The sequence below is a fragment of the Bradyrhizobium sp. WSM1417 genome (genome assembly GCF_000515415.1).
Lineage (GTDB): Bacteria > Pseudomonadota > Alphaproteobacteria > Rhizobiales > Xanthobacteraceae > Bradyrhizobium.
This window is the reverse complement of the sequence record NZ_KI911783.1, coordinates 7014109-7035202: the sequence shown is the minus strand read 5'-3', so window position 1 is coordinate 7035202 and position 21094 is coordinate 7014109. Positions and strand designations below refer to the sequence as shown.

27 protein-coding genes and 1 riboswitch are annotated in these 21094 nt (G+C 63.3%); of the genes, 11 read left to right on the top strand and 16 right to left on the bottom strand.

The features are described 5' to 3' along the window. Positions 1-166: 166 nt before the first annotated feature. On the bottom strand, positions 167-934 hold the full coding sequence (locus BRA1417_RS0134435) for an SDR family NAD(P)-dependent oxidoreductase (protein ID WP_027519696.1): 768 nt from the start codon (positions 932-934) through the stop codon (positions 167-169). Positions 935-1045: 111 nt separating this feature from the next. Between BRA1417_RS0134435 and BRA1417_RS0134430 the strand changes: the two genes are divergently transcribed. Continuing rightward, complete coding sequence (locus BRA1417_RS0134430; protein ID WP_027519695.1) at positions 1046-1531, top strand: molecular chaperone DnaJ; 486 nt, start codon at positions 1046-1048, stop codon at positions 1529-1531. A 4-nt stretch (positions 1532-1535) separates the two neighbouring features. On the opposite strand, the gene BRA1417_RS0134425 is transcribed toward BRA1417_RS0134430, so the two are convergent. The 3 genes from BRA1417_RS0134425 to BRA1417_RS0134415 form a co-directional block, all read right to left on the bottom strand. Then, entirely contained in the window at positions 1536-2171 is a 636-nt protein-coding gene (locus BRA1417_RS0134425) for a hypothetical protein (RefSeq protein WP_027519694.1), read from the bottom strand. Between the two features lie 245 nt (positions 2172-2416). After that, a complete protein-coding gene (locus tag BRA1417_RS45135; protein WP_007600739.1) occupies positions 2417-2677 on the bottom strand; it encodes a hypothetical protein in 261 nt (86 codons plus the stop codon). Positions 2678-2828: 151 nt separating this feature from the next. Continuing rightward, the gene (locus BRA1417_RS0134415) at positions 2829-3215 is read right to left on the bottom strand and encodes a RidA family protein (RefSeq protein ID WP_027519693.1); all 387 of its coding nucleotides are present in this window, start codon (positions 3213-3215) and stop codon (positions 2829-2831) included. 460 nt (positions 3216-3675) lie between these two features. On the opposite strand from BRA1417_RS0134415, the gene BRA1417_RS0134405 reads away from it, so the two are divergent. The 3 genes from BRA1417_RS0134405 to BRA1417_RS0134395 all read left to right on the top strand — a co-directional run bounded on the left by BRA1417_RS0134405 (position 3676) and on the right by BRA1417_RS0134395 (position 5323). Beyond that, positions 3676-4110, top strand: coding sequence for a hypothetical protein (locus tag BRA1417_RS0134405; protein WP_027519692.1), 435 nt, complete (start codon positions 3676-3678; stop codon positions 4108-4110). 244 nt (positions 4111-4354) lie between these two features. Then, positions 4355-5062 carry a hypothetical protein gene (locus tag BRA1417_RS0134400; protein ID WP_027519691.1) on the top strand — a complete coding sequence of 236 codons (708 nt, stop codon included), beginning with the start codon at positions 4355-4357 and terminating at the stop codon, positions 5060-5062. Positions 5063-5140: 78 nt separating this feature from the next. Then, the gene (locus BRA1417_RS0134395) at positions 5141-5323 is read left to right on the top strand and encodes a hypothetical protein (RefSeq protein ID WP_027519690.1); all 183 of its coding nucleotides are present in this window, start codon (positions 5141-5143) and stop codon (positions 5321-5323) included. Positions 5324-5485: 162 nt separating this feature from the next. On the opposite strand, the gene BRA1417_RS0134390 is transcribed toward BRA1417_RS0134395, so the two are convergent. Continuing rightward, positions 5486-6181: a glutathione S-transferase family protein gene (locus tag BRA1417_RS0134390; RefSeq protein ID WP_027519689.1), complete on the bottom strand. Its 696-nt coding sequence runs from the start codon at positions 6179-6181 to the stop codon at positions 5486-5488. A gap of 172 nt (positions 6182-6353) precedes the next feature. On the opposite strand from BRA1417_RS0134390, the gene BRA1417_RS0134385 reads away from it, so the two are divergent. After that, a complete protein-coding gene (locus BRA1417_RS0134385; protein ID WP_027519688.1) occupies positions 6354-7082 on the top strand; it encodes an SDR family oxidoreductase in 729 nt (242 codons plus the stop codon). Positions 7083-7086: 4 nt separating this feature from the next. Here the strand turns inward: BRA1417_RS0134385 and BRA1417_RS0134380 are convergent, their stop codons facing one another. Next, complete coding sequence (locus BRA1417_RS0134380; protein WP_027519687.1) at positions 7087-7749, bottom strand: glutathione S-transferase family protein; 663 nt, start codon at positions 7747-7749, stop codon at positions 7087-7089. Between the two features lie 336 nt (positions 7750-8085). Between BRA1417_RS0134380 and BRA1417_RS0134375 the strand changes: the two genes are divergently transcribed. After that, positions 8086-8523, top strand: coding sequence for a VOC family protein (locus BRA1417_RS0134375; protein WP_027519686.1), 438 nt, complete (start codon positions 8086-8088; stop codon positions 8521-8523). A 90-nt stretch (positions 8524-8613) separates the two neighbouring features. Beyond that, positions 8614-9099, top strand: coding sequence for a DUF4262 domain-containing protein (locus tag BRA1417_RS0134370; protein WP_084462376.1), 486 nt, complete (start codon positions 8614-8616; stop codon positions 9097-9099). On the opposite strand, the gene BRA1417_RS0134365 is transcribed toward BRA1417_RS0134370, so the two are convergent. Next, the gene (locus BRA1417_RS0134365) at positions 9072-9647 is read right to left on the bottom strand and encodes a mismatch-specific DNA-glycosylase (RefSeq protein WP_371260011.1); all 576 of its coding nucleotides are present in this window, start codon (positions 9645-9647) and stop codon (positions 9072-9074) included. The two genes, BRA1417_RS0134370 and BRA1417_RS0134365, sit on opposite strands and share 28 nt — an antisense overlap. Positions 9648-9720: 73 nt before the next feature. Here BRA1417_RS0134365 and BRA1417_RS0134360 point away from each other — a divergent pair, with 73 nt between their 5' ends. Further along, positions 9721-10461, top strand: coding sequence for a toll/interleukin-1 receptor domain-containing protein (locus BRA1417_RS0134360; RefSeq protein WP_027519683.1), 741 nt, complete (start codon positions 9721-9723; stop codon positions 10459-10461). Between the two features lie 64 nt (positions 10462-10525). Here the strand turns inward: BRA1417_RS0134360 and thiC are convergent, their stop codons facing one another. The 6 genes from thiC to BRA1417_RS0134330 all read right to left on the bottom strand — a co-directional run bounded on the left by thiC (position 10526) and on the right by BRA1417_RS0134330 (position 16076). Beyond that, on the bottom strand, positions 10526-12424 hold the full coding sequence (gene thiC / locus BRA1417_RS0134355) for a phosphomethylpyrimidine synthase ThiC (RefSeq protein WP_027519682.1): 1899 nt from the start codon (positions 12422-12424) through the stop codon (positions 10526-10528). A gap of 165 nt (positions 12425-12589) precedes the next feature. Beyond that, entirely contained in the window at positions 12590-13198 is a 609-nt protein-coding gene (locus tag BRA1417_RS0134350) for a thiamine phosphate synthase (protein ID WP_027519681.1), read from the bottom strand. After that, positions 13185-13967, bottom strand: coding sequence for a thiazole synthase (locus BRA1417_RS0134345; RefSeq protein WP_027519680.1), 783 nt, complete (start codon positions 13965-13967; stop codon positions 13185-13187). Before BRA1417_RS0134345 ends, BRA1417_RS0134350 begins: the two co-directional genes overlap by 14 nt. A 166-nt stretch (positions 13968-14133) precedes the next feature. Further along, complete coding sequence (gene thiS / locus BRA1417_RS0134340) at positions 14134-14331, bottom strand: sulfur carrier protein ThiS (protein WP_007600772.1); 198 nt, start codon at positions 14329-14331, stop codon at positions 14134-14136. Beyond that, positions 14322-15347, bottom strand: coding sequence for an FAD-dependent oxidoreductase (locus BRA1417_RS0134335; RefSeq protein WP_027519679.1), 1026 nt, complete (start codon positions 15345-15347; stop codon positions 14322-14324). The genes thiS and BRA1417_RS0134335 overlap by 10 nt, the downstream gene beginning before the upstream one ends. Then, a riboswitch (TPP riboswitch) is annotated at positions 15335-15463 on the bottom strand. It overlaps the preceding gene by 13 nt. Before the next feature lie 64 nt (positions 15464-15527). Continuing rightward, positions 15528-16076 carry a lytic transglycosylase domain-containing protein gene (locus tag BRA1417_RS0134330; protein WP_027519678.1) on the bottom strand — a complete coding sequence of 183 codons (549 nt, stop codon included), beginning with the start codon at positions 16074-16076 and terminating at the stop codon, positions 15528-15530. Positions 16077-16320: 244 nt separating this feature from the next. Here BRA1417_RS0134330 and BRA1417_RS0134325 point away from each other — a divergent pair, with 244 nt between their 5' ends. Genes BRA1417_RS0134325 through BRA1417_RS0134315 form a run of 3 tightly spaced genes read left to right on the top strand, consistent with a single transcriptional unit; the run spans position 16321 to position 17365 of the window. Then, positions 16321-16536 (top strand): hypothetical protein, encoded by a 216-nt coding sequence (locus BRA1417_RS0134325; RefSeq protein WP_035968999.1) that lies wholly within the window; start codon positions 16321-16323, stop codon positions 16534-16536. A gap of 42 nt (positions 16537-16578) precedes the next feature. Further along, positions 16579-16809, top strand: a complete 231-nt coding sequence (locus BRA1417_RS45130) for a hypothetical protein (protein ID WP_198034886.1) — start codon at positions 16579-16581, stop codon at positions 16807-16809. 13 nt (positions 16810-16822) lie between these two features. Then, the gene (locus tag BRA1417_RS0134315; RefSeq protein WP_027519676.1) at positions 16823-17365 is read left to right on the top strand and encodes a PRC-barrel domain-containing protein; all 543 of its coding nucleotides are present in this window, start codon (positions 16823-16825) and stop codon (positions 17363-17365) included. Positions 17366-17586: 221 nt separating this feature from the next. Here BRA1417_RS0134315 and BRA1417_RS0134310 read toward each other — a convergent pair whose 3' ends face one another. The 3 genes from BRA1417_RS0134310 to BRA1417_RS0134300 form a co-directional block, all read right to left on the bottom strand. After that, positions 17587-18801: an ABC transporter substrate-binding protein gene (locus BRA1417_RS0134310; protein WP_027519675.1), complete on the bottom strand. Its 1215-nt coding sequence runs from the start codon at positions 18799-18801 to the stop codon at positions 17587-17589. Between the two features lie 169 nt (positions 18802-18970). Next, positions 18971-19801, bottom strand: coding sequence for an ABC transporter permease (locus BRA1417_RS0134305; protein WP_027519674.1), 831 nt, complete (start codon positions 19799-19801; stop codon positions 18971-18973). Continuing rightward, positions 19798-21060 carry an ABC transporter permease gene (locus BRA1417_RS0134300; protein WP_027519673.1) on the bottom strand — a complete coding sequence of 421 codons (1263 nt, stop codon included), beginning with the start codon at positions 21058-21060 and terminating at the stop codon, positions 19798-19800. The genes BRA1417_RS0134305 and BRA1417_RS0134300 overlap by 4 nt, the downstream gene beginning before the upstream one ends. Positions 21061-21094 lie beyond the last annotated feature (34 nt).

The window sequence follows — 21094 nt, the reverse complement described above, 5'->3', positions numbered from 1 at the left end:
ACGACCCCCAAGCCGTAGATCTACGGTGGGCGGGTTTGGTTAACGAAAGGTTAACCGCGGGCGATCGCACGAATTGACCTTGGGAATGCCGCCGCACCGCCGCGATTGGCACGGATTGCATATTCCTGCGGGCATACACCGCATTACAAAGCAGGCATCATCCCGCTCACACCGTGCGGTATCCGCCGTCCACCATCACGATCGTTCCCGTGACGTAGGACGACATGTCCGACGCAAGGAAGATCGCGGGACCCACGATGTCTTCGGGCTTGCCGGTGCGCGCCAGCGGGGTGTGATCGACGAAGGCCTGCACCAGCGCTGGATTCGTCGCGCGGACATTGGCGTTGATATTGGTCTCGATGAAGCCCGGCCCGATCGCATTGACGCGCACGCCGTCCTTGCCGAGCTCGACCGCGAGCGCCTTGGTGAAGCCGAGCACGCCGTGTTTCGAGGTGGTGTAGGCCGCCGAGCTCGGCGTGCGCAGATGCACGAAGGACTGGATCGAGCCGATATTGACGATGCGGCCCTTGGCTGCGCGCAAGGGGCTGAGGAACGCCTGCGTCATGTTGAAGACGCCGTTGAGGTTGAGCGAGATGATGTCGTTCCAGTCCTTCGCCACCGTCTCCGGCTCCGCGGTGAAGGCGTTGCGGCGGGTGATGCCGGCATTGTTGACGAGAATCGAGACCTGCCCGACCTTGTCGGCGACCTGCTTGGCGAGCGCAAAGCAATCGTCGCGCTTGGTCACGTCGAGCGCAAAGCTCTCGGCCTTGCCGCCGGACTTGCGGATCTCCTCGGCGGCTTCCGCGACCGTGTCGGCGTTGACGTCGAGCAACACCACCTGCGCGCCCTCGCGGGCGTAGCCGGACGCGATGGCCCGGCCGATGCCGGATCCGGCGCCCGTGACGATTGCGATGTGGTTCGCGAGCAACGCCATGACAATTTCCTCCCGATTTCGTTTCGATGTTTCATGAAAGGCTAACTCGAAATTAAGGGGTCGGAAACGGCGGCCTTGGCATACTGATCCTGATTGCTAAACGTTGCGCGCATGATGGAACGGCTTGAATCCTGGAAACTCGCACTGGAACGCCTGCGGTCGGTGGACGGCGCCGATTGGGCCGAGGCCGGCCGGCTCGTGGCCGAGATCGCGCGGATGAGCACCGACACCATGCTGCGCCAGGCTGCCGAGCAGGCACTTCCGGTGCTGCGCCAGGCCGTGGACAATGACGATCACAGCGTCACGCTGGCGGCCCGGCGTCGTCTTGGCGTGGTGCTCGATGTCGTCCATGATCTGACCGCGCCGCGCTTCGGGCGCCGCAATGCTGCGCCGAAAAAATTGTCCAGCGAGGATCGCGCCCGCAAGGTGCTCGGCCTGCCGCTCGCGGTGCAGCTTACCTGCGAGGACATCAACCAGGCCTATCGCCGCGCCGCCAAGGGCATGCACCCCGACCGGGGCGGCAGCGCGGAAGCGTTCATCGATCTCGCCGCCGCGCGCGATCTCCTGATCCATCCCCGCGCCCACAAGGACGCGTGAGGGCTCAGCTCTTGTTCACGCAGCTTGGATAGGGCGCGGCTTCGCCCGATACGATCGGGCAGAGCTCGATCGGGCTGAGCGCGCGCAAACGCGCCTGCCAGCGGTCGTCATTCACCGGCGGCTCGTCGCTTTCGGGGCCGCGCTCGGCCCACTGGATCGTGTAGTAGTCGGTCGTGCCCTTCAGCGTAACCAGCAGCGCGGTCTCGCTGTGCCGGGTCGGGCCGCTGTCGACGCGGCCGCAGCCGATCACGGCGACGAAACCTTCGAAGCGGCCGAACGCGGTGGCGCCAAGCGACCTTGCCGCAAAGCTGTCGGGGCAGGCGGATTTGAAACCGCCTGCGATCGAGCCCGCGAACTTCTCCGGCGATGAACCGGGAGTGGTCGTCATGCCCTTCTCGCCTGTTACGGTGATCATCTCGGTCCAGCGCTCGGGCGTCTCACCCTTCAGCACGGCCTCGCGGATGTAGTGGCCGCCCTTGGTGTTTTCGAACACCGCGGAAAAATTCGACGGCATCGCGAAGCTGACAAGCTGGCCGAAGACCGGCGAGATCACGCGGAAGGATTGCGGGGCCTGTGCGTTCGCCGTTGCGGCGAGCAGCAGCGATGCGGCCAGAACCGTCGCTGTCGTCGGTGCGCGCATCGATTGGCTCCAAAGCCGCGAGGTGAAAAAACAAGCGGGCAAAAACAAGCGGGCAAGGATGCTGGTTGGCGCGGGACGCTGGGGGGCGCCCGGACAAGATGTGAGTAGGTCCGCCAACGTGCCAGGTTCAAAGCGGGCGCGCGGAAAAACGCGATGTCGGTCGAAAAACCAATGGCGCGTCCAAAACGAAAAGGACGGACCGCTTGCGCGATCCGCCCCTTGAAATCCGGTCTGTCGCCGCACGCCTAGAGCGTGCAGCGGCGCTCCCCGCGCAGCTTGATCTGGAGCTCCGAGGCGGCCGTGAAGGTCGGGAGCGGCTTGCTGACGACCTTGTAGGTCGACACGCCCCACTGGAACGGCTTGTACTTCAGGTCCTCGTTCCAGACCTGGCAGATGCCGGTGTTGTCCCAGCGGATCACGTAATAGCCGACCGCCGCGGAGGCCGGCACGGCGAACACGGAGGTGGCGATGCCGGCAACGGCACAGAGGGCGAGAACGCGACGCATGAATATCTCCTGATGGGAACGTGACACGGAAACTGGTGCGGCAAAATGGTGCGGCTGGCAAGCGGGGCGGCGACCGTTCACGGATATGTCAGCCGTTGGTCGGCTGTTCGAACGATCCTTATCGCTTGACTATCGCCTGACGAGCACACGTCTAGCCCTTGGCCAGCGACGCCACCGCCTCGATCTCGATCAGCATCTTCGGATCGGGCAGCGCGTGGACCACGCAGGTGGTGCGGGCGGGGTAGGGCGGCGGGCCGAAGGTGCCGGCATAGAGCGCGTTCATGGCGGCGACGTCCGAGGCGCGGGTCAGCAAGACGTTGACCTTGACGAGATCGCGGATCTCGGCGCCGGCCTCCGCCAGCACGCGCTTGATGTTGACGGCGACGTTGGCGAACTGCGCCTCGAAGCCGTCGGGCAGCGCGCCGGTCGCGTCGAAGCCGGGAATGCCGGAGACGAACAGGAGATCGCCGGCGCGCGTGGCAAAGGACAGCGGCGGTGCCTTGACGTGCGGCGGGGGTGCGAAATGCTGGATCGGCATGGATCACCTCGGATGGACGGCTGGAAGCGCAAGCGTAACGGCAGGTCGGGGCGCCTCCAACAAAAAACGCGAAAACAACCCCATGCACAGTAGGCATCCGGCGGGAATCATTGCGCTTTCTTTTCGACTTCGGGAAAAGCAAAATAATCGTTGCTGCGTCGGACAAAACAGGGGCAGAATGGCATGATGGCGGGTGAGCGTCTTGTCGCGCCAAACTCCGCCGTCATGCCCCGGCTCGACGGGGCATCCGGTACGCTGCGGCTTCTCGGTTCACCATCGCCCTCTCTGGAATACTGGATCGCCCGGTTAAACCGGGCGATGACAGTTGAGTGTGGTGCTACAGACCACGACTCACGCCCGCCCTATCATGTTGCCGCCGCGATCCATCGGATACATTCGCTGCATCTGATTCGATCTATATTCGAACCCTGCCTTCAAAAAATAGCCCCCGGAGACCTCCATGAAATTCGCATCCACCCTTCGCGCCGCGCTGGTCGGCATTGCCGCGCTTGCCGGCCTCTCGACCTCGGCGCTGGCCGACGGCGGCACCGTGGTGCTGACGATCTACAAGGCGGGCTGGATCATCGGCGGCTCCGGCGGCTCGGGCGTGCTGAACTTCCGGGGTCGCGCCTATTCGCTATCGACCGGCGGGCTCGACTACGGCCTCGTCTTCGGCGGCTCCAAGACCGTGCTGCGCGGCCGCGTCTCCAACATCAACCGGCCCTCCGACATCGCCGGCGTCTACGGCGCCGCCGGTGCCGGCATCGCAGTGGGCCGCGGCGCCCGTGCGATCGTGCTGACCAACCAGAAGGGTGCCGTGCTCGAGCTGTCCGGCACGCAAGTCGGTCTGATGGCGAATGCGGATCTCAGCGGGCTCGCGATCACGATGCGGTAGGGGCGGGCGCGTGAGGTGGGCAGACCTTGCGGCTTTGCGAAGCCCGGTCGCGGGGACTAAGCAACCTCTTTCGTATCCGCGGTATCAGAAGTAGTGAGTTACGCCCAACGGATTGCACTTCGCGCTAGCCCGCCAGCGAGTTGTGATCCAGCTGATAATTCGCCTGGGCGGTCTGAGGCCCCCTTGTCAATACCGGCCCAAATGCTGCTATTTTGGGTTGAGGTTGGGGCGAGGGGGAAGGACCATGAGTGCTTGGCAGCTCACGCAATATATTGGCGGAGGTTTCAGTCTGGTCGCCTTCGTTGTAGCGGCTGTCTTTTACGGCTATCGGGAGTGGTCGCGAACCAAGGCTGCGGTCGTCAAGAGTGCTCCGCCATCAGAGCGCGTGGAAGCGATCGCAACACTTGCCGAATTCTTTCGGGTTAACATTGCCGGTTTGCCGGTGGAACGACAGGCGGAAATTGTTCTGGAGCAACTGCGCATCAAGGCGCGACGGGACCTGCTTTTTTTTCTTTCTTTTGTATTTCTGGCACTCATCTGTGGGGGCGTCGCGTCGGCAGCTATCGTATTTGGCTCACCGAATTCGACGCCGGTGGTCCCCGAATGGAGTTCGAAATGCCCCGATGCAGCCGCCCAATATGCGGAAGCAGATGCGACTCGCGTCTCGGCTTTCAACTACCGTGCGACGGATCCCGGAAACACTCATGTCAGCAATTGGACGCGACCGACGCCGGATCGCTGGTTGGAGAGCGCTAACGAGGGAGAGACGATCTTCGCCGTTGGAAAGCGAACGCACGTTGGAATATGTGACGGAACGATCGTGACGAAGCTCGACGATACCGGTCTTCAACTCCTAATATCCGACAAGAATTGTCCGACACGAAGCCTTATGTTCCGCAGGGCGCCTTCGTGCGTGTGGGTTGGTCTGCCGAAGATGCAGGGCGTACAGTAGTGCATCACCGGAGCAGCGCGTCTCCGCCTGACTGGGCGGAGGTGGCGCTCGGCCATGCCAACGCGGCCAGATACGAAAATGACGACGACCTACCTGCGAGTCGCAGGGCTCGATGTCGAGGTCGATGTGCTGGTGTCTGTGCTCGTACTGGTGCTGGTATCAGTCGTCGGGTCGGCCATGCTCGCTGACACCATCACGAAGTTGAGCATAAGAACGATCAAAGCTCTCATTAACATCGAAGGTCTCCAAATATTGCGCTGAAACAGCTTCAAGGTACCGTAGATCAAGGCTACGCGCAATCGAGAAGGGCGCCTTCCGCCCGCACTGATCTTTCGACACGACCTCTTCGCAGCCTCCTATGGATGAGGCATGTGATCGCCTTGCAGACACGGTGGGCACGATTCCGCTTTGTCCACCCTACAACTACGTTCCCGTCACCATCGCATGCACCCTCTCGCAATGGGCGACGAGGTTTTCATGTGCATCGACGAAGGCCTTCAGCGGCGTAGGGATTGGAAAGTAGTAGATGTTGGCGATGAAGCCGTAGATGCCGGCATCGACGCTTGTTGGCGCCGCGCCGTGCACGAAGCCGGCCGCCGGCACGATCTCCGCCAGCACCTGCAGATCGGCAAGCCCCCGCGCATAGGCCTGCTCGGGCGTGTAGCGGCCGATGCCCTGGAAATGGTAGCGCTGCGCATTATACGCTTTCGCCTTCTCGAATCCTGCCGCGTCGATCTGCTTGTGCTGGGCGATGAAGGCGTCGCGGAACGCGGGATAATAGCGCTCGTCCTTCCAGCGTGAATACGACATCACCCAATAGAGGTCGTCGAGCATGCGCGTGACGAAGTGGTTGGTCCGCCTTTGCTCGGCAGTTAGCGCTGCATCGATGGTCAGGCGGTATTTCGCGGTCGCGTGCGCGATGATGGTCTCGCTGTCGCCGATCGTCTCGCCGTCGTCCACGATATAGGGCAGCTGCCCGCGCGGTGCGGCGGAGGCATCGAACACGTGCTCATGCACGAACGGTACGCCCGCGAGCTTCAGGAAAGCATAGACCTTGAGGCCGTAGCCGTTGTTGTCGGCGACGCCGAACAGCTCTGGATAGGAGTAGAGGGTCAGCATGGGCGGCTCCTCAAGCCGAAGTCGTATCGCCGCAGTGACGCCCTTGCAACAGTCTCGCGCCTTGTGCGCCGCCGCCCTCGGCGAACGATCGGCATCGTTGCTGGTTTGCCCCGACAACGCCACCCGGGATTGTTATACTGCGCATTCCCGTGACGTCAGCGATGGTGACCCTATGGCGAGAGAGTTGGAAGGCAAGGTTGCGGCCGTGACCGGGGCTGCGTCGGGCATCGGATTGGCCAGCACCGAGGCGATGTTGGCCGCGGGCGCGCGCGTGGTGATGGTCGATCGCGACGAGGCCGCGCTCAACGCGCTCTGCAGCAAGCACGGCGATGCCGTGATCCCGCTGCTGGTCGACCTGCTGGACCCAAAGGACTGTGCAACGCTGCTGCCGCGCGTTCTGGAGCAGGCCGGGCAGCTCGACATCCTGCATGCGAATGCCGGCACATATGTCGGTGGCGATCTGGTCGATGCCGATACCATGGCGATCGACCGGATGCTGAACCTGAATGTCAACGTCGTGATGAAGAACGTGCACGACGTGCTGCCGCACATGATCGCGCGCGGGACCGGCGACATCATCGTCACGAGCTCGCTGGCGGCGCATTTTCCGACGCCATGGGAGCCGGTCTACGCGTCGTCCAAATGGGCAGTCAACTGCTTCGTGCAGACGGTGCGGCGCCAAGTCTTCAAGCACGGCATCCGCGTCGGCTCGATTTCGCCCGGCCCCGTCGTCAGCGCCCTGCTGGCGGACTGGCCGCCGGAGAAGCTGAAGGAAGCCAGGAACTCCGGAAGCCTGCTGGAGGCCAGCGACGTGGCTGAGGTCGTGATGTTCATGCTGACGCGGCCGCGTGGCATGACCATTCGCGACGTGGTGATGCTGCCGACCAATTTCGATCTCTAGGGCGCTAAGGGTCCTGCGAACCCTTCGATGCAGCGGTGAATATCGCCAATTGCGCGTCGAAAGCGCGCATGAACGCGGGCCGCGCTTCGCAGCGGGCGACATAGGCGGCGATATCAGGATATTCGTCCAGCAGGCCTGACGCGTTCAACCGGCGCAGCACTGTCACCATCATGAGATCGCCGGCGCTGAACGCACCGTCGAGCCAGTCGGCATCGCCGAGGTGGCGGGACAAATCGCCGAGCCTGACACGGACGCGATCCCTGAGCATGGTCAGCCGCTCCGCGTACCAGCTCTTGTCGCGCTCGAACAGCATGGCCATCCCGAGCTCGACGATCGGCGGCTCCAGCGTGCTCAGCGCGGCAAACATCCACGCGGTCGCGCGTGCGCGGGCGTTCGGCTCCGTCGGCAGCAGCCCGGCATGGCGCTCCGCGATATGGAGCACGATCGCGCCGGACTCGAACAGGGCGAGGTCATCGTCCTCGAAGGTCGGGATTTGCCCGAACGGATGTAGCGCGAGATGGGCCGGGTCCTTCAGCGCCGCGAACGACACCAGGCGGACATCATAAGGCTGGCCGACTTCCTCCAGCGCCCAGCGCAGCCGCATGTCGCGCGCCTGGCCCTTGCCGCGGTCGGGCGAGTTTGCGAAGGCGGTGATGGTGGGAGGCATTTGGGGTCTCCATTCGTCGTCATTGCGAGCGCAGCGAAGCAATCCAGACTGTCGCCGCGGAGACAGTCTGGATTGCTTCGTCGCAAGGGCTCCTCGCAATGACGGGGGCGCGGCAGCACGCCCCTCACAGATCACGATGCCAGCGAGGTATTCGGTTCAGCACTTTGCGTCCAGAGGACGAACGACCGGCGCGGATTCCGACAGACTATCTCGTTTTTTGCTGGCGCGCTGTCGGGGTTGAAAAATTCCACGTCCATGGCGGAACGTCCCTCCCTGCCTCGTCCTTGGAACATCGGCGCCCGCCGCGCGCCCGCCCGAGGCAAAGGATATCCGTTCATGACCTCCATCACGCCGTTTCTCTGGTTCGACAACAACGTGCCGGAGGCCGTCGCCTTCTACAAATCGGTGTTCCCCAACGCCAGGGTCGAGACCGTCAGCGACTTCATGGCGGTGTTCGAGCTCGAAGGCCAGCGCTTCAACGCGCTCAATGGCGGGCCGCAATACAAGTTCAACGAGGCGGTGTCGTTCTTCATCAGCGTGGAGACGCAGGCGGAAGTCGACTATTTCTGGGACAGGCTCACCGCCGACGGTGGCGAGGAATCCCGCTGCGGCTGGCTCAAGGACAAGTTCGGGCTGTCCTGGCAGGTGATCCCATCAGCGCTCGGCCGCTACCTCGGCGACCCCGACCGCAGCAAGGCGAACCGCGTCATGCAGGCGATGATGCAGATGAGAAAGATCGTGATTGCGGATCTGGACAAGGCGTATGCGGGGTGAGGGGGCTGCGAAGGATGTCGTTTGCAGACGCGAGGTGGTGGGTTACGCTGCGCTCACCCACCCCGCGAACCTGAGGTCCGAGACCCGCCCATGCTGGATAGTTTCGTATGGCCCGAGCCGGACGGGGCTCCCGACGAGATACTGTTCCGCAACGTTCGGGAACACGGCTGCCACCTGATGGGTATCGCCGCCGAGGCGCAGACCCCGGCTTATGTTTTCTCGATCGGCCTCTACCTCAACTACGCGCACGCCGAACTCGTCTTGTTCGGGCTCGACTCCAAAGACGCTTGCGCCGTCATCAACGCCGTTCGCGACCGAGCCGCAGCGGGACGGCGCTACGTCGCGGGCGACGTCTGCGACGACCTTCCGCTCGAGCGTAAGGTCTGCTTCGTCGAGGTGCCGCTCAGGGCCTACGAAGCCTATCTCGGCACGGCGATCTGGTTCTATGCAAGATTGCTGCGGCCGTTTCCCTGCCTTCAGATCGTATGGCCGGATCGCGAGGGGCGGTTTCCTTGGGAAGCGGGGTACGATGTGAGTCTCAGAACGTATCAACCGGTGTTGAGATCGTTTTCCTGAAGCTTGCCGATCCACTCGGCCAAATCGTGCCACGGCTCCAATGTCCAATGCCCGGACGCAGCGCCGGACGGCGAAGGCAGCACGAATACCTCCGGCAAGCTCTCATCCCGCTGCTGCCGCCCCAGCGCAATCACGCTCGACGGCCTGCCGTAAAATAAGCTCGCCGCCTTCTTGCTCGTGAACGCAATCGTCCTCGGCCGAAACTTTTCGATCTTGGCCCTGAACCCCGGCACGTCGATCGTCTCAGCCGCGATCTGGTGATCCATTCCGGCGCCCGACTTGGACAGATCAGTGAAGCCGATCCCGAGCTCGAGCAAGCTTGCGAACTCGCCCGGCTGATAGCGCCGCGGCGTGATGCCGGCCTCATGGATCGCGCGCCAGAAGCGGTTGCCGGGATGGGCGTAGTAGTGCCCGAGCTCGGCCGAACGCGTGCTGGCCGCGCTGCCGACGAAGACGAGGCGGAGGTTGGGGACGAGTTGGTCGGGGAGGCGGTGAGTCGAAGTGTGAAACAAATTGTTGGTCCGCCTGATCTGTAGACCCGAGGCCAAGGCCACCCTCCGCAATAGTTGTGCTCCTTGCTTGAACGGGGATAGTCTAGGGAAAGGTGGGGAGCGAGCGACCATGGATGAGCTGGACTACGGGCCTGTGTTCGTTTTCGGCGGTCGTCATAAGGGCCGTGTCCTATACTACGACGACAACGAGACACAGAAGATGGGCATTTGTTATGTCGGTCATCCAGTCGATTTCGTAGGCTCGTATGGCGTCCCCATGAGGTTCCTCAGAGAGCCAACGATAGACGAGTTACAGAAGCGTCGCGAAGAGATCTGGCGGAAACTAACAGATTACGCTCTTAGCAAAGAATGGGATGTTGAGCCGTCGGAAATACATGAGCTTTGGGCTGAAAAAAGTCTAGTCAGCGATACCCTGTATGAGCGCAGGATGTTTGGCGAATTTGGTAAACTGGACACCGAAACCGAAATTTTCCTTTGTCACAGCTCTGTCGACAAAGGTTGGGTACGTATGGTGCACGATGATCTAAAGAATTTGGGTGTTAGTTGTTGGCTTGACGAGAACAAAATCAAAGTTGGGGACTCGATTGTATCGAAGATCAACGAAGGTTTGGGCAAATCGAAGATAATGATTGCCTTTTTGTCCAAGCAGTCTGTGCGATCATTATGGACAAAGAAGGAGTGGCAATCGTTCCTGAGCAGGCAATTGTCGGGAAGTGATTTGAGAATTCTCCCTGCGCTCCTTGAAGATTGCGACGTCCCCGAAATTCTGGCCGACCTTAAGTATGCGGATTTTCGAGAAGGTTACTATGATGGCTTCAAAGAAATCTACAAGGCGTTGCAAAAGGGCTAAATCGACTGGCAGAAATTAGCGGCGCTGACACGTGCCAGCGCCGCAGAATCCCGCGAGTGCCCCCTCACAACACCCGATTACTCTCCTTCACCTTCTCCGCATCCAGATAAACGCTTGAGCCCATCTCCTTGAACTTCGCGCTCATCTTGGCCATGCCGTCCTCGGCCGTCCCGCTCATCGACATGCCCACGCCGTTCGGATCGTTCAGCGTGGCCGCGTAGTCCCGCACGTCCTGCGTGATCTTCATCGAGCAGAATTTCGGGCCGCACATCGAGCAGAAATGCGCGACCTTGTGGGCTTCCTTCGGCAGGGTTTCGTCGTGGAAGTTCTTTGCGGTCTCGGGGTCGAGGCCGAGGTTGAACTGGTCGCTCCAGCGGAAGTCGAAACGGGCGCGGGAGAGCGCGTCGTCGCGCAGCTGGGCTGCCGGGTGGCCCTTGGCGAGATCGCTCGCGTGGGCGGCGATCTTGTAAGTGATGACGCCGACCTTGACGTCGTTGCGGTCGGGTAGCCCAAGATGCTCCTTCGGCGTGACGTAGCAGAGCATGGCGCAGCCGAACCAGCCGATCATGGCCGCACCGATGCCGGAGGTGATGTGGTCGTAGCCCGGCGCGATGTCGGTGGTCAGGGGCCCGAGGGTGTAGAACGGGGCTTCGCCGCATTCCTTGAGCTGCTTGTCCATGTTGATCTTGATCTTGTGCATCGGCACGTGGCCGGGGCCTTCGATCATGACCTGGCAGCCCTTGTCCCACGCGACCTTCGTGAGTTCTCCGAGCGTCTCCAGCTCGGCGAACTGTGCACGGTCGTTGGCATCCGCGATCGAGCCCGGGCGCAGGCCGTCGCCGAGTGAGAACGAGACGTCATATTTGCGCATGAGGTCGCAGATCTCGTCGAAATGGGTGTAGAGGAAGCTTTCCTTGTGATGCGCCAGGCACCACTTCGCCATGATCGAGCCGCCGCGGCTGACGATGCCGGTGACGCGGTTGGCGGTGAGGTGGATGTATTGCAGGCGCACGCCGGCGTGGATGGTGAAATAGTCGACGCCCTGCTCGCACTGCTCGATCAGCGTGTCCTTGTAGAGCTCCCAGGTCAGCTTGACCGGATCGCCGTCGCACTTCTCCAGCGCCTGATAAATCGGAACGGTGCCGATCGGCACCGGCGCGTTGCGCAAGATCCATTCGCGGGTGGTGTGGATGTTGCGGCCCGTGGAGAGATCCATCACGGTGTCGGCGCCCCAGCGGATCGCCCACACCATCTTCTCGACCTCTTCCTCGACCGACGATGTCACCGCCGAGTTGCCGATATTGGCGTTGATCTTGGTGAGGAAGTTGCGGCCGATGATCATCGGCTCGAGTTCGCTGTGATTGATGTTGCAGGGGATGATGGCGCGGCCGCGCGCGATCTCGGAGCGGACGAACTCCGGGGTGATGAAGGCGGGGACTTCCGCGCCAAAGCTTTCGCCGTCGGCAAGGGCTGCTTCCGCACGCTCGAGCTGCTCTTTGCGGCCGAGATTTTCGCGGGCGGCGACGTAGATCATCTCCTTGGTGATGATGCCGGCGCGGGCGAATTCGAGCTGCGTGATCTTGTGGCCGTCGAGGCCGCGCAGCGGCTGGTGATAGGCCGAGAAGGCGCGCGCGGCCTTGTCGGTGGAGACGCTGCCATTGTCCTCCGGCTTGATCTGGCGGCCCTGATATTCCTCGACGCCGCCGCGCTCCAGCACCCAGGCCTTGCGGCCGCGCGCAAGACCGGCGTTGACGTCGATGGTCACGGACGGGTCGGTGTAGGGGCCGGAGGTGTCGTACACCGGCAGGTTCGGCTCGCCCGCGCCTTCGGACAGGATGATCTCGCGCAGGGGCACGCGCAGGTCGGGCGCGGCATCGGGCGAGACGAAGATCTTTCGCGACGAGGGCAGCGGGCCGGTGGTGACGGCGGGGACGGTCTTGTCGGGATTGGAGCGGATGTTCATGGGATCCTCCGGTTTAATTCGTATGTGTGTGCGTCTGGGCGAGGGCGGTGAATTCTTGCTCCGTCATTGCGAGCGCAGCGAAGCAATCCAGAATCTCTCTGCAGAGACAGTCTGGATTGCTTCGTCGCAAGTGCTCCTCGCAATGACGGGGTGAGAGAGTGCGCATCACGCGACCTCCGCGGACAGGCCGAGCCATTGCCGTACCCGCGCATCCGGGTCGGCGTTCTGCGTGACGTCGCTGACGACGGCGATGGAATCTGCGCCCGCGGCAAAGATCTCCGCGGCGTGCTCGAACTTGATTCCGCCGATCGCGACCAGCGGGATGGGGCCGATGCGCTTTTTCCATTCCGTGATTTTTGGAATGCCCTGCGGTTCGAAGCGCATCGACTTCAGCGTGGTGAAGAAGATCGGGCCCAGCGCGACATAGTCGGGCTCGGCGGCGAGCGCGGTGTCCAGCTCGTCCTCGTCATGGGTGGAGACGCCGAGCGACAGGCCGGCCTCGCGGATGGCAGCGAGGTCGGCGTCGGCAAGGTCCTCCTGACCGAGGTGTAGATATTTCGCGCCGGCGACGATCGCCGCGCGCCAATAGTCGTTCACAACCAGCTTGGCTTGCGTGCCCGCGGTGATCGCGAGCGCATCGGTGACCATCTGCAGCGATTGCGAATCGTCGAGGTCTTTTGCGCGCAGCTGGATGGTTCCGACGCCGAGCTTGGTCAGGCGCTCGACCCAGGCGAGGCTGTCGACGACGGGATAAAAGCGATCAGGATACTGCATGCCAGAACGGTGTCCCAACGACAGGGGTGGAAGGGGAGGCGAAATCGCGGGCGTTCATCAGCCCGGCCTCAAAAGCGGTGCGGCCGGCCTCGATGCCGAGGCGGAAGGCGTTGGCCATGGCGACGGGATCGGCGGCTTTGGCGATGGCGGTGTTGAGCAGCACGGCGTCGTAGCCGAGTTCGAGCGCCTGCGCCGCATGCGACGGCGCGCCGATGCCGGCATCGACCACCAGCGTGATGTCGGGCAGCCGCTCGCGCATCAGCTTGAGCGCATCGCGGTTGGTGATGCCTTTTGCGCTGCCGATGGGCGCCGCCCACGGCATCACCACCTTGCAGCCGGCATCGACCAGGCGGTTTGCGACCGAAAGATCCTCGGTGCAATAGGGGAACACCTCAAAGCCATCCTTGATCAGGATGGTGGCGGCTTCAACGAGACCGACGACGTCGGGCTGCAGCGTGTCGTTATCGGCGATGACTTCGAGCTTGATCCAGGATGTCGCGAACAATTCGCGCGCGAGCTTGGCCGTCGTCACCGCCTCGCGCACGCTGCGGCAGCCGGCGGTGTTCGGCAGCACGGTGACGTCGAGCTCGCGGATCAGATTCCAGAACGCATCGCCGGTCTTGCCGCCGGCGGATTCGCGCCGCAGCGACACCGTGACGATGTTCGAGCCCGAGGCGCGGATCGCGCCTTGCATGATCGCAGGCGAGGGATAAAGCGCGCTGCCGATCAGGAGGCGGGAGGGGAAGGTTTTGCCGTAGAAGGTCACCATGTGCGAGGTGTCTCCTCAGATTCAACTGTCGTCCCGGCGAAGGCCGGGACCCATACCGCGTGATTTGTCTTGGGGCAGCTTGGCAGAGACCTTCCGTCCCAATGAAGGACGGTGGCTATGGGTCCCGGCCTTCGCCGGGACGACTCCTGGATAGAGCGCGCCATCCTCACCCTCCCTGCCGCGGCGTGATGATCTCGATCTCGTCGCCGGCCTTCAGCGCGGTCTCGGCCCAGCGGCTCTTCGGCACGACGTCATAGTTCAGCGCGATCGCGAAATGGGTGCCCTCATAGTCGAGCTCGCTAAGCAGCGCGTCGACGCTGGCCGAATTGATCTCGCGTTGCTCGCCGTTGACGATCACGCGCATTGCATCACCTCATTGTCGATCTGGCCGCGCTCGACAAAGCTAAGCGTCAGCTCGGCAAGCGCCGGCGCGATCAGGAAGCCGTGGCGGTAGAGGCCGTTTACGCTGATCGTGCCGTCACGGATGCCGATGCGCGGCAGATTGTCGGGGAAGGCGGGGCGCAGGCCGGAGCCGAATTCGACGATGCGGGCCTCGCCGAAGGCGGGATGGACGGCATAGGCCGCGCCCAACAGCTCCAGCGCCGAGCGCACGCTGACGCCGGTGTCCTCGGCCTCGATCGAGGTCGCGCCCAGCATGAACAGATTGTCCTCGCGCGGGATCACGTAGAGCGGCCAGCGCGGATGGATCAGTCGCACCGGGCGCGCGAGCTGCACCTCGGCGGTTTCGATCAGGATCATCTCGCCCTTGACGCCGCGAAGCTCCGGCTGCTCGTCGCGCGCAGAAAGGCCGCGGCAGTCGATCACGATGCCTTTAGGATCGAGTTTTGCGAGTTCGGCCGCGGCGACATCACTCTCGAATTTGATGGTGCCGCCGGCGGCGCGGATGCGCTCGTGCAGTTTCGGCAGCACGCGGCGCGGCTCGACATGGCCCTCGGTCGGGAAGAACAGCGCGTCGCGGAAGCGGCCTTCGAGCGACGGCTCCAACTCGGCAAGGCCGGCGGCATCGAGCCGGCGATGGCCTTCGGTCATCCGGGCAAAACGCTCGAAATCGTTGCGCTCGCGCGGGTGGGCGACGACCAGCGAGCCGTTGAAGGGCGTGTCGGGCAATTCGCGCCGCCAGATGTCGAGCGAGCGCAGGCCGAGCCTGGAGATGATCGGTTCGGAAACCTCCGCCTCGCAATAAGGCGCGAGCATGCCGCCGGCCCAATGGCTGGTGGCATCGGTCATTTCGGCGTCACCGCGCTCGTGCAAGGTGACGGCGTGGCCGGCCTGCGCGAACAGCAAGGCCTGCCAGGCGCCCGCAATGCCTGCGCCGATGATGGATACCGGGGAATCCGGTCGCTTGGTCGTCTGCAACATCCCTGTCCCTTCGCCGGCATGACCCGGATCAGGTTCAAAGGGTCACCGCGGTCCTGGGCGGATTTGCCCATTTAGCGGTATCTCAGCTCCTCCTCGGAGCACCCCTCGGAACGGCTCTAATGTATGCCAGCAGGGCTGGGTGGTCAACGCGCTTGGTGGGAACCGCGCTTACTTGGGCGTTTACTTGGGCGCCTGCGCCCGGGCGTTGCGGACGCGCTGGGCGAGCTTCCGGTGCGGCGCGGCGCCGAATATCGGCTGCGGATTGCCGTTCGGCTCGAGCCAAGGGGCGCCCATATTGGCCTCGCCTATGTTGGCGACCTGCACGGCCTCCTGCCGCTGCCGCTTTGCAGCGTAGTAATAACCGCCGGCGAAATAACGAACGGCCCGGTTGTGGTCGCCATTGGCGGCGTGATAGGCGCCGGCGAGATATTTCACGGCATAGGTGAGATTGGTGTTGGGATCGCGCAGGCCGGCGGCGTCGCCGGTGTAGCCGACCCCGCGGGCGGTCGCGAGCTTGATCTGCATCAGTCCGATGGTGCCGCCATGGCCGACCAGGCCGGGCTGATAGCGGCTTTCGCGCATGATGACGCGATGCACCAGCGCCTCCGGCACGCCGTTGGCGCGCGCATGGGCCGCGACCATCTCGGCGTACTCCGCCTGGCCCGCGAATGCCGCCTGCGGCAACGTCAGTCCGGCCGCGAGCAGCGCGGCAACATGTAAAATTTTCATCAGATATCCCGGAGGTCCCTGAGACTGATTGAAGGCCTGCGCCCGGCTGCCGTTTAGGCCTCCCGAACGCGGCGATGATGTGACCAAACGCCGCCGTCAACGTTTTCGCGGCGCCGAGCCGCAGTGACGACTCAATGCTGGCGCCAGAGTTCCCTCAGGCGGACAACTCGCGACAGCAGGCCTGTCTATTCGCATGTGCGCACGAAAGCGAGTATGTCACGGCCAGCGAATCGGGAGAGGTGCCATGACAAAATCAACCATGGTCAAAGCCCACAGTGGCGAGATCCCCAGACATAACCCCTGTGCCCAATGCGGCACGCCGATCGCGCAGCCCGACTGGATCGAGCCGGGCGAAGGGCGCGTCTCCTATCTCTGGACTTGCCACGCCTGCAATTATCGCTTCGAGGCGGTGGCGATCTTCGACGAGATGCCCATCGCGCATCCGCCGCTCGCGGCCTGAGGTTAGGCCGCCAGCCGCAGCTGCTGCCATGCCGGCAATTGCATGCGCACGATCAGCCCATGCGGCTCCCGGTCGTGCAGCGATGCTCGCCGCGATGCGCGATCGCGCGCGCCGCGTGAATTTATCGACGGCATCGTGCGCTGCGAAATGTTCCTGAGTGACTTAGGAACACTCGCACGCGGCTCCGATGCTCGCGCAGCACGCGACGAAATTGCAGCACGCGCGGAACTGGGACTGATCCGAGCTGTTTTCTCCGCACAAGGTTTCTGCTGAAGGAGAGGACAATATGTTGATGAAATCGATCGCGGCCGGTCTCGCCGGTACCGCACTGCTCGCAACCGTTGCGTTCGCGCAAAATCCGACCGCCACCACCGACAAGGCGCCGGCTGCCGCCTCGACGACCACCACGACCGCGTCGGGACAGTGGCGTACGTCCAAGATGGACGGCATTAAGGTCTATAACGACGCCAACGAGAACATCGGCTCGATCAACGATCTGCTGATGGACAAGAGCGGCAACATCAAGATCGCCGTGATCGGCGTCGGCGGCTTCCTCGGCCTCGGCGAGCATCTGGTTGCCGTGCCCTATGAGAAGCTGAAATTCGTCAACGAGGCGGTCGCCTACACCGGCGCTGCCGGGAGCAACCCGAACAGCGCAGCCAACCGGCCCGCAGCGACCACCACGACGGGTGCCGCGACCGGCACCGACAACAAGCCCGCGACGACAACGACGGCCACGTCCTCGTCGAAATGGTATCCGGACCACGCCGTGTTCAATGCGAGCAAGGACGAGCTGAAGAACATGCCCGAGTTCAAGTACTCGGAGTAACGCGGCTCTGAACGGCTAAACGAAGCGCGCCCGGTTTTTGCCGGGCGCGCTGTCGTGTGTTTGTTCGTCTGCCGTCATTGCGAGGAGTCGAGCCTCACTCTGAGGAGCGCGCTCTTTGCGCGCGTCTCGAAGGGCGAGGCCACCGGCCGGGCCTTCATCCTTCGAGACGCGCGAAGACGCGCTCCTCAGGATGAGGATTGACGCCGGCCGGTTATCTGTCCCTAGTTTCCCTTCACCAGCGGGCAGCCGCCCTTGTCGAGCGGGCGGAAGGCCTCGTCGCCGGGCACGGTGGCGATCAGCTTGTAGAGGTCCCACTCGCCCTTGGACTCCTCGGGCTTCTTGACCTCGAACAGATACATGTCGTGGACCATGCGGCCGTCGATACGGATCTTGCCGTTCTTGGCGAAGAAGTCGTTGACCGGCGTTTTGCGCATCTGCTCCATCACCTTCGGTGCCTCGTCGGACTTGATGGCGTCGATCGCCTTCAGGTAATGCATAGTCGCCGAATAGAGCCCCGCCTGGATCATGGTCGGCATGTGGCCGACCTTCTCGTTGAAGCGCTTGGAGAAGGCGCGCGTCTCCTCGTTCGTGTCCCAGTAGAACGCGTCGGTGATGATCAGGCCTTGCGTCGACTTGATGCCGAGCGAATGAACGTCGGTGATCTCCATGAGCAAGGCGATCATCTTCTGGCCGCCCTGCGTCAGGCCGAACTCGGCCGCCTGTTTCAGCGCATTGGTGGTGTCGCCGCCGGCATTGGCCAGCGCGACCACCTTGGCCTTGGAGGCTTGGGCCTGGAGCAGGAACGAGGAGAAATCCGACGAGTTGAGCGGATGGCGGACCTCGCCGAGCACCTTGCCGCCGCTCTCCTTGACCACGTTGGCGGCGTCGCGCTGCAGCGCCATGCCGAAGGCGTAGTCGGCGGTGACGAAGAACCAGGAGTCCTCGCCGCGCTTGACCATGGCCTTGCCGGCGACGTTCGACAGCGCATAGGTGTCGTAGGTCCAGTGCACCGTGTTGGGCGAGCAGGCGACGCCGGTGATATCGGATGAGCCGCCGCCGGAATTGATGTGGATCTTGTTCTTCTCGCGCGTCAGCGCCGAGATCGGCAGCGCCACCGACGAGGTTGGCACGTCGAAGATCGCGTCGACCTTGTCGTTGTCGTACCAGTTGCGGGCGATGTTGACGCCGACGTCGGGCTTGTTCTGGTGATCGGCGGAAACCACTGCGACAGGCTTGCCCGCGACCTTGGCGCCGTAATCGGCGACAGCCATCTCCACGGCGGCGAGCGAGCCTTTGCCGGTCGCGTCCGCATAGAGGCTCGACATGTCCGTGAGCACACCGATCTTGACGACGTCGTCGGAAATCTGCGCATGGGCGGCGCCTGACGTGGCGGCGAGAGCGAGCCCGGCCGCGACCGCGGCGATGAGTTTTTGCATTTTGTTTTTCTCCCTCAGCGTTGTTGTTTGGGTTTTGTTGCGGGAGCCGTTCTAACGACAATCGGACGCGGTCGCAAAGCCCGGAATGCGCGAGGAGGGTTGAGAAATAAGCAGGGCTCTGCGGTGTTTTTGCCCTCTCCCCGCAAGCGGGGAGAGGGAGAAGGTAAGCTCAAGCGCTGCTGCCCCTCAGCCGTTCGTTGCGCCGACGCAGGCCTTCCAGTGTGGCGAGCAGGATGACCGAGACCGTCGTCAGGATCACCGCCGCGGCCGTGATGGTTGGGCTGATGTTCTCGCGAATGCCGCTGAACATCTCGCGCGGCAGGGTGCGCTGCTCGGGACCAGCCATGAACAGCACGATCACCACCTCATCGAAGCTGGTGGCGAAGGCGAACAGCGCCCCCGATGCCACGCCGGGCAGGATCAGCGGCAGGATCACGCGGCGGAACGCATCGAGCGGCGAGGCGCCGAGCGAGGCGGCGGCGCGGGCCAGATTGGTGTCGAAGCTCTGCAGCGTCGCGCCGACCGTGATCACCACGAAGGGCGTCGCCAGCGCGGTGTGGGCCAGGATCAAGCCGAGATAACTGCCGGTCAATCCGATCGGCGCGAAGAAGAAATACAGGCCGACCGCGGTGATGACCCCGGGCACGACGACCGGCGACAGCACGAAGGCCAGCACCAGCGGCTTGAACCGGCTCTTCCACTGCGCCAGCCCCAGCGCGGCCAGCGTGCCGAGCACCATCGACAGCACGGTCGAGGCCACACCGATGATCATGCTGTTCTTCAGCGAATTCATCCAGCGCGGCGAATTGATGAAGTCGTCGTACCAGCGCAGCGAGACGCCCGGCAGCGGATAGGTGAGGTACGAGCCCGAGCTGAAGGAGAGCGGCATGATCGCAAGGATCGGCGCAATCAGGAAGATGAACACCAGCGTGGAGATCACAATGGTCGCGGTCCACGCAATGCGCTGGCTCGGCGTGCGGATGGAGGAATTGTCGCTCAATTCTTCATCCCTCCGGTCACCTGCTGTCCCTGCACCAGCTTGCCGTAGACGAGCGCGAGCAGAACAGTGGCGAGCAGCAGCACCCCACCCAGTGCCGAAGCAAGTCCCCAATTGGCCGTCTCGGTCGTGTAGAGCGCGATGAAGTAGCTGATCATCTGGTCGGCGGCGCCGCCGACCAGTGCCGGCGTGATGTAATAGCCGAGCGCCAGGATGAAGACGAGCAAGCTTCCGGCGCCGATGCCGGGCAGGGTTTGAGGCAGGTAGATCCGCAGGAAGGCGGTGAGGGGTGGCGCACCGAGCGAGGCGGCGGCACGCATGTAAGCAGGCGAGATCGCCTTCATGCTGCTGTACAGCGGCAGGATCATGAACGGCAGCAGAACGTGGGTCATGGCCACGCAGACCCCGAAGCGGTTGTAGATCAGGCGCAACGGCTCGTCGATGATGCCAAGCCAGAGCAGGCTGTCGTTCACGACGCCTTTGCCCTGCAACAGAACGATCCAGGCGCAGGTGCGGACCAGCAGCGATGTCCAGAACGGCAGCAGGACGAAGATCATCAGCAGATTCGACCGGCCGGGCGGCAGCGCCGCCAGCAAGTAAGCGACCGGAAAGCCAAGGATCAGGCAGAGCACCGTGACGCTGAGGCTGATGAGGAAGGTACGGACGAAAATGTCGCGGTAGATGGCCTGGTCCGGCGGGGCTGCGATGATCGCGCCCTCCACGTTTCGCGTCAGGTCGAGCGCCGACAAAAGGTAGAAGCCGGTCACTGGGCCACTGGCGTCCTTGATCGTGGCCCAGGTGGCGCGTTCGCGCCAGGCGGGATTGATCTTGCCCAGCGTCTCCCTCGCCATGCCGGGCTCGGGCATGGTCTTCAGATTGCGTGCGGTGCTGCTCAGGATGGTTCGAAAGCCGTTCAGCGCGTAATTCAACCGTTTGGCCGCAATCGCAATAGTGCCGGAGGCGTGTGCCGCCAGGATGTCGCTTGCCAGCGCAGCGTAAGCCTTCTCGTCCGGCAGGTCCTTGCCGTTCCAGTCGGCGAGAGCAGCCACGGTTTGAGGCAGAACCTGACGCACCTCCCGGTCACCGACCGAGCGCCACAGCATGCCGGCGATGGGCCCCGCGAAGGTGAAGAGCAGGAAGACGAGAAGCGGCAGAACCAGCGCCAATGCTTTGACCTGGCGTGCTCGCTCCGCCCGCCGCAAGCGGCGCTTGAGCGGCACCTCGGTCGACGCATCGGCGCCGGTTGAGGAGGCTGCCGTCATCGGGAGCCCCATTGTGACCGGACATCTCTCGTCA